Annotated in this window: 12 protein-coding genes and 1 other RNA gene; 11 read left to right on the top strand and 2 right to left on the bottom strand. The window is 30.6% G+C overall.

Features of this window, described 5'->3' with window-relative positions; translation table 11 throughout:
* Positions 1-19: 19 nt before the first annotated feature.
* Positions 20-1792: an ABC transporter ATP-binding protein gene (locus HGI79_RS02715; protein ID WP_241428129.1), complete on the top strand. Its 1773-nt coding sequence runs from the start codon at positions 20-22 to the stop codon at positions 1790-1792.
* A gap of 1083 nt (positions 1793-2875) precedes the next feature.
* Here the strand turns inward: HGI79_RS02715 and HGI79_RS02710 are convergent.
* Positions 2876-3943, bottom strand: coding sequence for a CotS family spore coat protein (locus HGI79_RS02710; RefSeq protein WP_185649189.1), 1068 nt, complete (start codon positions 3941-3943; stop codon positions 2876-2878).
* A gap of 116 nt (positions 3944-4059) precedes the next feature.
* Here HGI79_RS02710 and HGI79_RS02705 point away from each other — a divergent pair, with 116 nt between their 5' ends.
* The 10 genes from HGI79_RS02705 to HGI79_RS02660 all read left to right on the top strand — a co-directional run bounded on the left by HGI79_RS02705 (position 4060) and on the right by HGI79_RS02660 (position 15122).
* Positions 4060-4953 (top strand): HD domain-containing protein, encoded by an 894-nt coding sequence (locus tag HGI79_RS02705; RefSeq protein WP_185649188.1) that lies wholly within the window; start codon positions 4060-4062, stop codon positions 4951-4953.
* A gap of 263 nt (positions 4954-5216) precedes the next feature.
* A complete protein-coding gene (dnaG, locus tag HGI79_RS02700) occupies positions 5217-6989 on the top strand; it encodes a DNA primase (protein ID WP_185649187.1) in 1773 nt (590 codons plus the stop codon).
* Positions 6989-8074: an RNA polymerase sigma factor RpoD gene (gene rpoD / locus HGI79_RS02695; RefSeq protein ID WP_185649186.1), complete on the top strand. Its 1086-nt coding sequence runs from the start codon at positions 6989-6991 to the stop codon at positions 8072-8074. Before dnaG ends, rpoD begins: the two co-directional genes overlap by 1 nt.
* 136 nt (positions 8075-8210) lie before the next feature.
* Complete coding sequence (locus HGI79_RS02690) at positions 8211-9098, top strand: PH domain-containing protein (RefSeq protein ID WP_185649185.1); 888 nt, start codon at positions 8211-8213, stop codon at positions 9096-9098.
* Positions 9099-9140: 42 nt separating this feature from the next.
* On the top strand, positions 9141-9848 hold the full coding sequence (locus tag HGI79_RS02685; protein WP_185649184.1) for a class I SAM-dependent methyltransferase: 708 nt from the start codon (positions 9141-9143) through the stop codon (positions 9846-9848).
* Positions 9820-10635, top strand: coding sequence for a Nif3-like dinuclear metal center hexameric protein (locus tag HGI79_RS02680; RefSeq protein WP_185649183.1), 816 nt, complete (start codon positions 9820-9822; stop codon positions 10633-10635). Before HGI79_RS02685 ends, HGI79_RS02680 begins: the two co-directional genes overlap by 29 nt.
* A gap of 179 nt (positions 10636-10814) precedes the next feature.
* Positions 10815-11549 (top strand): zinc ribbon domain-containing protein, encoded by a 735-nt coding sequence (locus HGI79_RS02675; protein ID WP_185649182.1) that lies wholly within the window; start codon positions 10815-10817, stop codon positions 11547-11549.
* A gap of 55 nt (positions 11550-11604) precedes the next feature.
* An RNA gene (rnpB, locus tag HGI79_RS02670) (RNase P RNA component class A) lies at positions 11605-11950 on the top strand.
* Between the two features lie 113 nt (positions 11951-12063).
* Complete coding sequence (gene lgt, locus HGI79_RS02665; RefSeq protein WP_185649181.1) at positions 12064-12825, top strand: prolipoprotein diacylglyceryl transferase; 762 nt, start codon at positions 12064-12066, stop codon at positions 12823-12825.
* Between the two features lie 23 nt (positions 12826-12848).
* Positions 12849-15122: an Eco57I restriction-modification methylase domain-containing protein gene (locus HGI79_RS02660; protein WP_185649180.1), complete on the top strand. Its 2274-nt coding sequence runs from the start codon at positions 12849-12851 to the stop codon at positions 15120-15122.
* 85 nt (positions 15123-15207) lie between these two features.
* Here the strand turns inward: HGI79_RS02660 and HGI79_RS02655 are convergent, their stop codons facing one another.
* Complete coding sequence (locus HGI79_RS02655; RefSeq protein WP_185649179.1) at positions 15208-16443, bottom strand: S1C family serine protease; 1236 nt, start codon at positions 16441-16443, stop codon at positions 15208-15210.
* Positions 16444-16496 lie beyond the last annotated feature (53 nt).

Below are 16496 nucleotides of genomic sequence, written 5' to 3'. Positions count from 1 at the left end.
GGGGTCGGGTGGCCTTAGAATGGTAGGTCCCGGTATGATAACGTCGGCTCAAAAACTAAAAAATCTGAACAATACCGTAAAAAGATTATGGGGTTATTTGAAAAAGAGTTTACTTATATTTATAGTGTTGTGCATTGTGATTTCTACGCTGTTTGGTCTGTGGGGATCGTATTTGATAGGTATCGCCATTGATGATTATATCTTGAAATCGGATTTTTCCGGCCTGTTCGGAATTCTAACGCTGCTAACGGTTGTATACTTAATTTCTAGTCTGCTTTCTTATTTGCAAACGTATATTTCGGCTTATATCGCTCAAGACACCGCGGCGCATATTCGTGGAGATTTGTTTGCCAAACTCCAGAAATTGCCCCTGCGTTTTTTTGATTCTAAAACACACGGCGAAATTATGAGCCGGGTAACAAACGATATTGATAATGTCAGTAATATGCTGAACACGAGCATTGCGCAAATTGTATCGAGCGTTGTCACAGTTGTTGGCACATTAGCATTTATGCTGTACATCAATCCTCTTTTAACGCTGGTTTCATTTATTATGATTCCAATGGTGATGTTAACAACAAAAATGATTACCAAGCCCGCCCTTAAATATTTTGAAAAAAATCAAAAGACATTAGGTGAATTAAATGGTAAAATCGAGGAAAATATTTCTGGACATCATGCTGTCAAGGTCTTTTCCCATGAGAATATCGAAATCGATGCCTTTGAAAAAATTAATGACGAGTTTAACAAAGTGGGCATAAGGGCGCAAATATATTCGAGGATCATGGGGCCGGTAATGAATATGCTGAATAACATCAGTTATGTGCTATTAGTTGCAATAGGCGGCATACTCTGTTTAAGGGGGTATTTTGAAGTGGGTATAATTGCCAGTTTTACGATATATTCGAGGCAATTTACCTGGCCTCTTTTGAAGCTTGCAGAGCAATTCAACATGATCCTCTCTGCAGTGGCGGGTGCGGAACGGGTATTTGAAGTCCTAGATGAAGAAACGGAGCCGGAGGACAGCAACGACGCAGTGATTATAGACGATTTACGTGGCAGCGTAACGCTTACGGATGTAAGTTTTGGATACGCAGTGGAAAGGCATGTTTTAAAGAATGTGAACCTTTATGCAAAACCAAGTCAAACAATTGCACTAGTAGGTCCCACTGGAGCGGGCAAAACGACTATTATCAACCTTCTATCACGCTTTTACGACATCGGCAGTGGAAACATTGCCATCGACGGCATAGATATAAAGAAGATTAAGCGTAGTTTTCTGCGTTCAGCTTTAGGGATTGTGCTTCAGGACACCTATTTTTTTGCAGGTACTGTAAAAGAAAATATCCGTTATGGCAGGCTCAACGCTACGGATGATGAAATCACCGAAGCCGTAAAATTAGCAAACGCCCATGAGTTCGTCAGGCGTCTCCCCCACGGCTACGATACAGAATTATCGGAGAATGCTAACAACCTGAGCCAAGGAGAGAAACAAATGCTAGCCATCGCACGTACTATACTCGCAAATCCTTCCATTTTGATACTGGACGAAGCTACGTCCAATGTTGATACCCGTACTGAACGTAAGATACAGGAAGCAATGTTAAATTTAATGAAAAATCGAACATGCTTTGTGATTGCCCATAGGCTTTCTACTATAAAAAGCGCTGACCTTATAGTGGTCATTAACAATGGCGAAATTGTGGAACGCGGTAGCCATGAGGAACTTTTGGAAAAGAAAGGGTTTTACTATAATTTATATTTTAATCAGTTTAATGGTGAGGAGATTTAATCGGTTCTTTCTAAAATCAGTTTGAAAATTAATCCGGTTATAGAAATTACATTTTTGTATTGCAACCATGAAGCACTTTGATTAACCTCATCATATGAAGACATTGTTTGAGTGTATATCCCTGCATCATTAAAATCTGCAAGGTAACTTGGATCAATTGTTAAGATATGAGGATTTTTTAGCCCGGGTTGATGAACTTGGTTTGAAGAGCCAATGGAAGAGAGACATTCTTCTGGGCTAATAAATCATACTGTTAAATTGGGTCCCCGAGAAATGGATGATAGGCAAAAATGATATAAGCTGTGAGGAAGCTCGAGAGGAAATTTTAGATGTTGGAATGGTAATATGGGAAAATCTGAGTCGTTCTGGATTGGAAAGAATATTATTTCGTGGGTATCCATTGTAGTACTTTCACGTTTTACTATATGGTAAATTATTAATACTATGTTACGTAATAGTTAGAAATCATGAAATACAATACATTTTCCTCAAAACTAAAAGGAATAGAAGATAAGTTAAAGGCACTAAGATAATTTTTAAATAATAGGACATGTTATAAGCTATTATATTAGGGGTGAAGAAAATACATGTATAATAATAAGGAAGGAATTTTTCATTAAGTTTATTAGATACATATTTTGATTATTCGGATATAGATACAATAAAAACAGAGTTCTCATGTATAACAAAAAAGTGTATCATAATACTAAAAAAGTGGGTTGGTCTATTAGGATTGCAGCAGCACAGGCAGAAGTTAAAAATCCAAGAAAGTAGGCTAAAAAGCTCCTATGAGTAAAATCATAGGAGTTTTTTAGTCTATATAGATAACTTCAACTTAAATTTAATTTATGCGTAGGGATATATTACCAATGTTGAAGTCACATTTAAATATTTTTTATTATTCTTAGCGAAAATTTGATAAAAAATCTTAGAACTTTAGATATGTTTGAGCATAGCGAGTTTATCAAAGTTCTTAGATTTTTATCAAATTTGAGCTTTAGACTAATTAAAAATATTTAACGTGACGAAACATGGTAATATATCTCGGAGTATAAATTAAATTTCGGGCGTGGTTGTCTATAGCTAAGTTATTCTAATCTGAAATCTATTTTCTATGAATTTTCCTAACTTCAGGATAAAATCTAAGTGTTCTTTATCTGCTTGAGTAGCTTTTTCAAGCAAATAGAAAAAGGAATTGTGATTACACTTTACCATGTTATTGTAATAATCTCTTGATATCCTCCAAAACTTTTGTGGAAAAGATAAATAAGCAAGAATATATTTATATTCATCTAAATTGAGTATGTTGGTATTCTCATATACATTAAGACATTGTAATGCAAGATCTAAATCCCAATTAGTCTTTTCTCTTTTTAATAGTCTTCTTAAGAAGTATGATATATCATGTGTACAATAATCTATACAACATTTATCAAAATCGATAACCCATACTTTATTATTAGAATCAAATAGTATATTTTTGTTAACATAATCTAAATGGCATAATGAAAGACTTAAATTTCTAACATTTATACTAGAAGAAACACGTACAGAAATTTCAGATAGTAGTAAGTTTGTTTCAAAGTGTTGTAAAAATAGTTTTGAAAACCTATCGCCATATTTAAAAGCAGAATTTGAGCAGGAAAGTAGTTGTTGAAAGTGTTTAGTTACCGAATAACGAATATCTTCTTCACCTTTTCTTATCTTACTTTCATTTATGGGATTGAAATTTTTACATACATAATGCATATGAGATAAGTTATTTATAGAAGCCAATACATGTTCTTTTTTATCATAGCTGCACTTTACTCCGTTTATCCATGGTGTTAGTATAAATAGCATGTTATTATATTCAACAAATCTTCCCCTGTCCTTAGTAGGAAGGATTTTAGGAACACATATATTATTCCTATGTAACCATTCTATTGCTGAATAAATGAAGAGTAATTCTTCTTTTGAGAAGTAAACCTTTTTCAAGCAATAAGTATTATTCAGATAATCTAATTTATACACAGCTCTTTGTTTATCTGTATCTTTAAATTTTATTCTAGTTAACTGAGAATTCTCCAGATTATACTCAGGTAAAACGTATTTTTTTATATTTTCTTCAGATAATAAATCTAAACTATATTCCTTAGCCGCATAAGGCATTGAAAACACTCCTCAAAAACCTATTTCCATATATAATATTATAAAATCTACTACAATATACATTAAAAAAAGGAGTTTTGTATAGGTATATAGAATAATCTTATAAGGTGATTTATATGATTTTAAGAGAAAAGATAGAGAATAATGAAAAGATAATGTTAATATCACAAGCAGCCTTCTCTTCGAGTACAAAAGGAAGAAGTATCTCTGAGGAGGATGATGAAGTAACCCAAATAGCTAAAACTATAGGTAAGGGAATTGGATTAAATGAGGATTTGATAGAAGCTATTGCATTAGGTCACGATATAGGACATGTTGCTTTTGCTCATAATGGTGAGGAAGTACTAGATAAATTACTTCCAGCTGGTTTTAAGCACAATGAAAATAGTATAAGAATCCTAACTAAAATAGAGGAGCAGGGATTGGGACTGAATTTGACTAAAGAAGTTTTAGATGGAATTTTACATCACAGTGGCTTTTCAAATTCTACAGCACAAGCATTTACTTTGGAAGGGCAAGTAGTAAGGTATAGCGATAAAATAGCTTATGTCAATCATGATATAGATGATTCAATAAGAGCAGGATTGTTAAGAAAAGAAAAACTACCAAGTCACCTAATAAAATTATTAGGTGATACGGAAGGAAAAAGAATAGGTACTTTAGTAAAAGACTGCATATATACAACCTTACACAATATCAATAAAGGTATAGTTAGAATATCATTAAGTGATGAGATTGGGGATGCTTTATCAGAACTTAGAAGTTTTATGTTCAAAAATATATATCTAGGAAAAGTTCTAAAAGCAGAAAGAGATAAAGCAAAATTTATATTAGAGCAAGTTTTTGGTTATTTTTTAAAAAATCCTCAAGAAATGCCAGAGTTTTATATAAGTATTGTTGAAAAAGAGGGCCTATATAGAGGGGTTGCTGACTATATTTCTGGTATGAGTGATGACTATTGTTTAATAACATTTAACAATATATATGTACCTAAAATAGTTATATATTAGGAATAATTTTTTTAAGTAAATGGGTAAAATAACAAGTGTACTGTTTACTAAGATTATAAAAATTGTCATACATTTTTAAGATAAAATAAATATTATATAAAAATTTAGTTATTGAAGGATATTCAACAATTATAAAGAATATAAATATATATTGCAAACTAAAAATAAAAATATTTAATTTTGCAGAAGGAATGTAGAATTTTATGTCGAATATATTTATTTCTAGTGAAACAATAACTAAGAAAGATAGGTGGGAATAATTATTGATATCGGAAGATGTCATCCAAAGAATAAAAGAGGAAAATGATATAATAGATGTAATATCTGAAAGTGTAAAATTAAAAAGAGGCGGAAGAAACTACTTAGGATTATGTCCTTTTCACCATGAAAAAACTCCATCCTTTAGTGTTTCTGCGGATAAGCAAATATATAAGTGTTTTGGATGTGGTGAAGCAGGCAACGTTATAACTTTTATTATGAAAACTAGGAATCTTAACTTTCCAGAAGCAGTAAGGTTTTTAGCTGATAGAGTTAACATAGAATTAGAATTAGATGGAGATAAGAATAATACATATAGAGAGAACGTTGAAAGATTATATAAAGTAAATATAGAGGCTGCTAGATATTTCTTTAGCTGCTTGAAAGAGAATAGCAGTGGAAAGAGATACCTACTAAATAGAGGTATAACTGAGAATATAATTAGAAGATTTGGACTTGGTTATTCTGTGGACAGATGGGATAGTATATTAAACTATTTAAAGAAAAAAGGTTTTACAGAGTTAGATATGCTTAATGTTGGGCTTATAATTAAAAGCCCAAAGGGATCTTATTATGATAGATTTAGAAATAGAGTTATGTTTCCTGTATTTGATTATAAAGGTAAAGTTATTGGTTTTGGAGGTAGAGTATTAGATGACTCAAAGCCTAAATATTTAAATTCACCAGAAACTCTTTTATTTAAAAAGGGAATAAATCTTTATGGTCTAAATTTTGCAATAAAAGGTAATGGTTCTCGAATATTAATAATAGTAGAAGGATATATGGATTGTATATCACTTCATCAATATGGAATAACTAATGTAGTAGCTTCGCTAGGAACAGCGCTTACAATCAACCAGGCAAGACTTATTAAAAGATATGCTGATAAAGTTATAATTTCATATGATTCTGATATTGCAGGGCAGGCAGCTACTTTAAGAGGACTTGATATATTAAAGAAGGTTGAATTGGATGTGAGAGTTCTTACGGTTCCTCAGGGCAAAGATCCTGATGAATTTATAAGAAATAATGGAAGAGATGCTTTTTTAAAACTCATTGATGAAGCACTTCCATTGATAGATTATAAGATAAATAAACTCAGGGAGGGCATAGATTTAAAAAATGCAAATGAACTTGCAAAGTTTGCAGAAAAAGCTCTAGAAATAGTAGTAGGTCTAGATCCTATAGAGAGAGAAATTTATCTAAAAAGACTATCAGAGGATACAAAAATAAGAGATCAGGCCTTATATGACATGTTAAATAATAAAATTCAAAAAATTGCAAAAAAAGATGAAAATATGAATATTGATCAGGTTTTTGGACAAAAATTATATTTAGACCCTGCATATTTAAAGGCTGAGAGAACACTTTTAAAGCTTATGGTTATTGATAATAAAGCTTTTGAATATGCATTAGGTATAGTTAAAAAAGAACATATGGCTTTAGAAAGTCATATGAAGATATACGAGTACATTTTAGAAGCTAATAAGCAAGAAATAGCTGAGAAAGAAAAGCATATAGAATATAAATGCAATGATATAGATACGTCTAAAGAATGGATAAATATAATGGAAACAGATTTAGTGCAGGGGGAACATGACTATAAAAGTGTATTAGATGATTGTATAAAAATGATACGAAAATACAAGCTAGAGGAGTCTAAAAAAAATATTATGAATAAAATTAAACAGTGCGAATTAGAAGGAAGGCTTGATGAGTCCTTGAAACTAGCACAGGAACTTATAGAAATACAGAAAAGGATAGGTGGTATGCAGTAATGGTTGAAGGAGGCAAAATAATGAAAGATAAAAGTGCAAAGATGCAAATAGTCAAGAAACTTTTGGAAAAGGGAAAAAAGACTGGCACTTTAACTTATAAAGAAATCATGGACGAATTAGATGAAATAGATTTAAGTCCGGAACAGATAGAAAAAATATATGAAGTACTAGAATCTATGGGAATTGAAGTTATTGGAGATATTCAGGATGTAGAAGTAGACGAAAAAGATTTGGATTTATCGGTTCCAGAAGGTATTGCTATAGATGATCCAGTTAGAATGTATTTGAAGGAAATAGGTAAAGTTCCACTACTTTCTCCCGAAGAAGAAATTGAATTAGCTCAAAAAATAGAGGATGGAAATCAAGCAGCTAAAAAGAAACTAGCTGAAGCTAACTTAAGACTTGTTGTAAGTATAGCAAAAAGATATGTTGGTAGAGGAATGCTTTTCCTTGATCTTATTCAAGAAGGAAACCTTGGACTTATAAAGGCAGTTGAAAAGTTTGATTATAGAAAAGGTTACAAGTTTAGTACTTACGCTACATGGTGGATAAGACAGGCAATTACAAGAGCTATTGCAGACCAAGCAAGAACTATAAGAATACCTGTTCATATGGTTGAAACTATAAATAAGCTAATAAGAGTGTCAAGACAGCTCTTACAAGAATTAGGTAGAGAACCTCAACCAGAAGAAGTAGCTAAAATTATGGAAATGCCGGTAGATAAGGTAAGAGAAATAATGAAAATAGCACAAGAGCCAGTGTCTTTAGAAACTCCTATTGGTGAAGAAGAAGATAGCCATCTTGGTGATTTTATACCGGATGATGAGGCACCAGCTCCAGCTGAAGCAGCAGCATTTACTATGTTGAAAGAACAACTTATAAATGTTCTAGATACTCTGACACCAAGAGAAGAAAAAGTATTAAGATTGAGATTTGGATTAGATGATGGAAGAGCGAGAACTCTTGAGGAAGTTGGAAAAGAGTTTAATGTTACTAGAGAGAGAATAAGACAAATAGAAGCTAAGGCACTAAGAAAACTTAGACATCCGAGCAGAAGTAAAAAGCTAAAGGATTATTTAGATTAAAGCACCAGAGACAAGGTGCTTTTGTCATATGGTGAAAAGCATAGCACATTAGATAGATCAAAGTTAAAAAAATATAACTTTTCAAACTAATATCCTAATATAAAGTATGTTATAATTATCATGGGAAGGTGATGATGTGGAAACTTATAAATCTACAAAAGGATTAGGAATATATTCTATACTGGGTATAACTATTTTATACAATACGTTGTTAATCGCATTATTTTTCCTAATAAACTCCTATGAGATATCAATACTCCTTAAGGTAGCTATAGTTATATTTAATATATACCAGATTTACTATATACTTATTTATAGTTCTTTAAGCTTTTTTATGGACAAGGATAATTTATATATTACTAGTGTATTGGGATTAAAGAAAATAAAAATTCCTTTTAATTGCATACAGGGATATAGAAGAGATTTTGGATATATAAAAGGGGTAAGGCTTTCAGGATATGGCAAAAATAATTTTGCTATAGGAAGATCTATAATTGATAAAATAGGAAATACTTATATGTTTGTAACTTCTACAAAAAATGTTATCTATATTAAAACCGATGAAACTAGCTATGGAATATCTCCAGAAAATATAGATGACTTTGAAAAGAAACTAAACGAGAATAATATCAGTTATTTGAATTGGGATTACAAAATCAATAAGGGAATAAACATTTACAAGGATAAAAGATTTTACATCCCCCTTATAATTGTTACTATAATAACGCTGTTAGTAACATTAAATCCTATAGTACTTTATCTATACCACAAGCTGCCACCTATGATGCCTTTGAGCTTTAATTCCCAATTTATTGCTATTAAATTTGGTACAGGAAAGCAATTTGCGTTTAAACATATGTTTTATGGTATACTAAATATGGCTGTACTTTTTTGTATGTATTATGCCGCTTATTTTTGTGCAAGATATGATAGAAAATCAGCATACAAGTTTATTTATATACCTTTAATATTATCTACAGTTTTTCTTATAATGCAAATTAGGATATTAGTGACATTTAGGTAATAAAACTTGATAAAATAATTTTAAGGAATGGGGAATATTCTAATGGAGCTTAGCTTAAGACTTAAAAATATTGTAGCAATGGTAGATAGTTGTGACTGTATTGCAGATATTGGAACAGATCACGGTTATATACCAATATATTTAGTAAAAAATCATATATGCCGCAGAGCTATAGCATCAGATATAAATAAAGGCCCAGTAAAAAAGGCGAAGTTTAACGTGGAACTTGAGAATGTACAAGATAAAGTTCAGTGTAGATTAGGACCAGGGCTTACTACTATAATGCCTGGGGAGGTACAGGGAATAGTAATAGCTGGTATGGGCGGAAATCTAATAAGTAATATATTAGAAGAAAGTGAAGATGTATTTAGAAAAGCTGAATTTGCTATACTTCAGCCTGTTCAAAATCCAGAAGTTCTAAGAGAATATGTTTATAAAAAAGGGTATAAAATAGTTGATGAAGAGTTATGCATTGATGAAGGTCGGTTTTACGAAATAATAAAGATAACATATGGACTTAACAGTGAAAATGTTAACGAAGTTTTTTATGAGATTGGAAAGATTCTTGTAGAAAAAAAACACCCTCTTTTAGAAGAATATATTAAGTCTAAATTAAATAAATATGGAAAGATATTAAACAATATAAATGAAGATACAGAAATAGCAAATAAAAGAAAGCTGGAGCTTAAACGAAACATCCTAAGATTGGAGGATTTATTAGATGAATTTAAGAGTAAAAGATATTCATAGAATAATGGAAGAGCATGCTCCTTCAAAATTTAAAGAAAGTTACGATAATGTAGGGCTTATGGTAGGGGATAGTTTATGTGAAGTAACCTCTATACTTGTTGCATTAGACTGTACTTTAGAAGTTATAGAAGAGGCTAGTAAAAAAGGATGCAATTTAATATTTACACATCACCCAATTTTATTTAGAAAGCCATCAAATATAACTACTGATACTTTATTAGGCAAGAAAATAATTAAAATTATACAAAATAATATAAACGTGTACTCTAGTCATACAAACTTAGACTCTGTAGTTGGTGGTATAAACCATATTATTATGGAGCTATTATGGTTTAATAACTTTAAAACAATTGAGTTAGCTGATAAAAGGGATGACTCAGACAAAGATACAGGAATAGGTAGAATTGCAGTACTTGATGAAGCTGTAACTTTGAGTCAGCTATGTGATATAATTAAAAATCGTCTACATATTCCTTATATAAGGTACTCTGGTGATGAAGACATGAATGTAAAAAAGGTTGCAGTAATAAATGGTAGTGGTCAGGATTATTTTAATGCAGCTAAGAGATTAGGAGCTGATTGCATAATTACAGGAGATACTACATATCATTATGTTAGTGATTTTCAAGAAGAAGGTGTAGCAGTTATTGACGCTGGACATTTTGGAACTGAATGGCCTGCTATGGAAATTGTTGCAAAATGGTTGAAAAATAAAATAGAATCAATGGGATTTAGTAACTCTGTATTTCTATCAGAGTGTAATAGAAATCCCTATAAGATTAAATAGAAATAGGTTTATAAACTTATTTCTATTTTTTTATAACCAAAACTTAATATAAATTTAATGTAGAGAATGTAAAATTTATATATATATAAATTTTACCTCGCATTATTTAATACATAAATTTAGCATTTTACCTAGTAGAGTCTAATAATCTAATAAATAATTATGAGGAGGAATAAAACATGAGCGTGTTAAATATGCTTATTGAAATCCAGGATAACCAAAAAGTTATAAAGGAATGTAACAAGGTATTAAAAAACGGCTCGTATATATATTTACTAAAAAAAATCAAACATGAATTTGAAAAAGAAAAAGCAGAATTTAGTATAAAAGAAAATAAATTAAAGGAGATAAGAGCCTCCATTGAAAGTATAATTACTGATATAAACAACATTAAAAAATATATAGATGGATGTGAGTTTAGACTTTATAATGAAGTTATAAAAGACTACAAGTTAATAGAAAAAATACAAAGAGAAATTAAAAATAAAAAGTGTTCTATAAAAGAATTAGAGGATAAAAGCTTAGAACTTCTAGAGAAAGAGGAAGAGCTGCAATTTGAAAGAGAAAATCTAAGAGCAAAGCTTTCAGAGTTAAGAGATAACTTTAATAGTTATAAAGAAACTAGTAGTAAAAAGATTAATAAGGCAAAAGAAGATATAAGGAAAGCAGAAAGTAATATAGAAAAGTTAGAAAAGCTTATTCCAGAAAAGCTCATGAAAGAATATAATAGCATTTCAGAGCTTAGAGGAACTGGGGCAGCAAAACTTAAAGATGGAGCATGCTCAGAGTGTAGAATAAAGGTTTCAGCTATTACTATAGATAGCATTAATAAATGCAAGGAGATAGTTTTCTGTGATAACTGTGGAAGAATTCTTTATTATAATAGTATGAAGAACTTAAAACATGCTAAATAGAAATATAAAAAATTATATTTGCAATTTCATCTTTAGTATGTTATTATAATACTTGCGAGTAAACCAGACAATCGCTGCTGTATAAATACAGGAGAGGAAAGTCCGAGCTCCATAGGGCAGGGTGCTGGGTAATACCCAGTCAGGGTGACCTGAAGGAAAGTGCAACAGAGATATACCGCCGAATATATTTTCGGTAAGGGTGGAAAGGCGAGGTAAGAGCTCACCAGCGCATTGGCGACTTTGCGGCTATGTAAACCCCATCTGGAGCAAGATCAAATAGGGAAGCATTTAAGGGGTGGCCCACTCCGCTTCCGGGTAGTATCGCTTGAGTTCATTGGTAACAATGGACCTAGATAGATGATTGTCAAATACAGAACTCGGCTTATAGGTTTAGTCGTTACTATTAAACACTAGGTTTAACCTTGGTGTTTTTTTGTTTTTTATAAACCTTTGTATTAATACATATTTAATGATATAATACTATTATTTCATAAAGTAAAGGAGTGTGAGGAAAGTGAATCCAATTGCTTTCTCAATAAATGGATTTGAAGTCAGGTGGTATGGTATAATTATAGCTTTTGGAGTTATTCTAGCCTTATCTTTAGCAAATTTGAATTCTAAAGCCAAAGACTATAATTTTGACACACTAATTGATACATTTTTAGTTTCTTTTCCTGCTGCTGTAATAGGTGCAAGAGTTTATTATGTAGTTTTTCAATTCAATGATTATAAGGATAACTTAATAGATATATTTAATATAAGGCAAGGAGGACTTGCCATACATGGGGGTGTATTATTTGGATTAGCTGCAGCATATTTATATACGAAGTATAAGAAAATAGATTTTATAGAAGCGGCAGATATAGCGGCGCCTTCAATAATATTAGGGCAGGCTGTAGGACGCTGGGGAAATTTCTTTAATGGAGAAGCACATGGCGGACCGGTATCATATGAATTTATTCAGCGTTTTCCAAAGTTTATACAGGAAGGTATGAATATAGGCGGTATATATTATCACCCTACATTTCTCTATGAGTCTATTTGGGATCTATGTGTTTGTATAATATTAGTGTATATTTTAAGAAAAGGAGTAAAAAAAGGTTCCGTTATTCTTACTTATATTGGACTATACTCTCTTGGAAGATTCTTTATAGAGGGATTAAGAACAGACAGTTTGATGTTTGGAAGCATAAGAGTGGCTCAACTTATAAGTGTTTTAGGAATTATAGTTTCTATAGCATTTTTATTAGTTATTAATAAGAAAAAATCTGCGTAATAACTTTTGGAGGAACAGCATCTATGAAGAAGTCCTATTTAAATCTTTATAGAAATCAGTTAGGTGAAATGTACGAAAAGTTAACTGATAAAAAAGTTCGGAAATCAATAGGTATGTACTATACTCCAAATTTTATAGTAGACTATATGCTTATGAATACTGTTATGAAAATTGATATAGTAGAAAATCCATGGGTAAAATTGTTAGATCCATCCTGTGGAGCAGGGTATTTTTTAACAAGAGCATATGACATCTTAAAGGAAAAATTTCTAGATAACCTAGAAATTTTGAGAGAAAAATATTCTAACAATATATATTTACTGGATGTAGCAGAAAAAAATAACTATACACCCATAGAGGTAAAAGGATATGATTACTGGATTAAGGATAACCTTCACTATCATATTTTAAAGAACTGCTTATATGGTGCAGATATAGATGCTGCAGCTATCGAAATTGTCAAGAAGAATCTACTACGTAAGGATTTGTCAAAGGCACCCATATGTATGAATATAGTTCAAGGTGATAGCTTGATAAAATGGGAGGAAATATCGAATTTTACTGATGAAAAAGCTATAGAGCGATATTCCGTTTATAATAATATAGGGAGATTAGACTACAAAGATATTTGTAACAAAATTATTGAATTAAAAGATTTTTGGAATAACAGTTTTGATTTTATAATTGGTAACCCACCTTACGTAGTACTGCTCCAATCTAATTTAAATAAAAATTATTGGAGCTATATTGTTAATAACTATAGAACTATAGGATATAAAAAAAACGTATTTTATTTACTTATAGAAAGAGTGCTAAAAAAACTTAAAGAGAATGGAACTCATAGTTTTATAGTTCCAGATAGATATTTCTTTTCTAGTAGTTATACTAAATCCAGAAAGAAACTAATAAGTAACCTAAAAGTTACCAATATAACACAGTTTTCAAACAAAGTATTCAAGGATGCAATTGTGGGAACTGCTTTATATATAGGAAAAAGGTGTACGTATGATAATACTCATGATATAAGTATTAAGTTAAATTATGTTAATGAAAAGAATTACTGTCTCACTAAAATAAATCAAAGTAATTTAATTAAAGATAAAAGGTCTGTAGTAAATATTATTACAAAGGATGAATATAGAAGAGTAGTAAAAAAAATAGATAACCTATCTAAACCACTTAGGAATTTATCAAACATACATGTAGGAATGATGATAAAGAATAAGAATCAATGCTTTAGTCAAGATTTTTTGCATAATGAAAATAGAATTGTTATAGGACGTGATTTAGGAGAATATATAATACAGCATGATAGAAGATATTGTGACATAAATAATGTGGAAATTTTCGGTGGAACAAAAGACTTAAAGAAACATAAGGAATATCCTAAAATTCTACTAAGAAAAACAGGTAGTAGTATAGTAGCAAGTTTAGATGAGAAGGGGATATTAGCAGAACAATCTGCATACTTAATAATACCTTCAGAAAAAAATAAAGTTTATAATATTCTTGGGCAGGTTCAGTCAAATATATGTAATTTTTATTTTAAAGAAGTTTTGATAACTAATCCAGAAGCATATCCATATATACAACATTATGATGTAGAAAAACTTCCTATAAATGAAAAACTTATAGGTAACAAAAACTTTGAAGATATTGTAAAGAAAATAATTAGTATAAAGTATGAAATAAAAAATATTGAATTTAATCAGGGATTATCTAAAAATAATTATGAAAAAATTATTCATAACTATAAGGCTGCAAAAGAAAAACAAATAAGCTTAAATTTGTTACTCAATAAATATATTAAAGATGCCAATTATCATCTATATGAAGCATATGGTTTTACATCAGAGGAAATAAATTTAATCGAAGGTAGATTAAATAAATATAAAAACACTAAGAATAATAGATTTAAGAAAAGTAAAAATAGCAAAAACGAATTTTATAATGATTTAATAAATGCTATATACGAGCTTGTTATAAAACAGGTAGAAAATTTGCTTGAAGTTAACCAGAATTACCTATTTATAGAAGAAATTAGATCAATGCTTATGAAAGATATTGAAAATTATAAAGATATCTTATCTATACTTGATAACTACGAATTTGAAAGCAAACATTCGGATAAATTAAAAAATATACTGACAGCTTACTCTGAAAGCTGGAATATATATGTGAGAAATAAATCGTTACATAGAAACTATAAAGAAATAATTAGATATAACAAAGACAGTTTTGGGTTATCTCGCTGGCCAGATAAAATTCATGAGTGTTGGTTTTCGCGCAGTAAATAAAAACACTGAAGTGTTAGAGAATTATACTTCAGTGTTTTTTGTCTAGAGATGTTAAATTTGGGGCATGGGTATCTATATAAAAATACTATTCAGAAAGTTTTAATTTAAGGGTCTTTTGATTACCATTTCTAACTATATCTAGATTTATTTCATCACCAGACTTATGCTGGGATTTAATTTTATTTATGTCATTTACTGATATAATAGATTTGCCATCAAATTTTTTAATTATATCACCGGTTTGAAGTCCTGCTTTTTCAGCAGCACTGAATTCTTGTACTTGAACTACGTATACTCCTTCAGGTATAGAGTATTGTTTTGATAGATCAGAAGTTATGTCTCTACCTGTAATTCCTATCTTTAAAATAGGTTTAAGTAACCCGTTGATTTTAGGTTTTACTATATCAATAGGTATAGCGAAACCAAGACCTTCAACACCATTACCACCCATTTTAGCAGAATTTATTCCTATTACTTGACCAGCAGAATTTACAAGAGCACCACCACTGTTTCCTGGATTAATAGCTGCATCGGTTTGAAGAAGGGTTTGTTTAGTATTACCCACTTGTATTTCTCTATTTGTAGCACTTATAACTCCTGTTGTTACAGAACCTAATAATTCCTTCCCTAAAGGATTTCCAATTGCTACTACTGAATCGCCAACCTGAAGGTCCTTTGAGCTTCCAAGCTCCGCTACAGCTGGCATTTTTATATTTTCAGTTACCTTTATTATGGCTAAATCAAGTTCGGCATCATAGTTTATTATTTTAGCAGATACTTCCTTTTTATTATTAAGTATTACACTAACCTGTTGAGCTCCATTTATTACATGATAATTTGTTAGAATATATCCATCTTCATTAATTATTATACCAGATCCAATTCCTTCTTCAGCTCTTTGACTAAAGCCAAAGGAATCAGATTGAGCAGCACTTTTAACGGATACACCTACTACCGCAGGGCCAACCTTTTTTGCTATTTCAGAAACCGTTAACGCACCAGTAGATGAAACCATAGGTGAGGCGTTAAAAGAAGAAGCCGATTGGTTTTGAGCTATACTTTGATATAAAGGAGTATCTTTAAACAATTGAGATTTAGGCAATAAATATAAAGAAGCAGCAGTGGAAGCAGTTCCTCCTACTATACTGCAAATTAATCCTATAATTACATACGAAAGTACTTTACTTTTCTTATTTGATTCTTTGTCATAGGATTTATTCACATCTATATAATTAGTATTAACCACATTTTCTTTCTGGAAATCAGAGCTTCCAGTGATAAGTTCATATGTTTCATTATTTTTATTATTAAAGTTATCCATAAATTATTCCTCCTAACATTAAATAGTTTCTATATACTTATAATAATTTTATA

Source organism: Clostridium sp. DJ247 (assembly GCF_014231265.1).
This window is presented reverse-complemented; position numbering and strand designations above follow the sequence as displayed.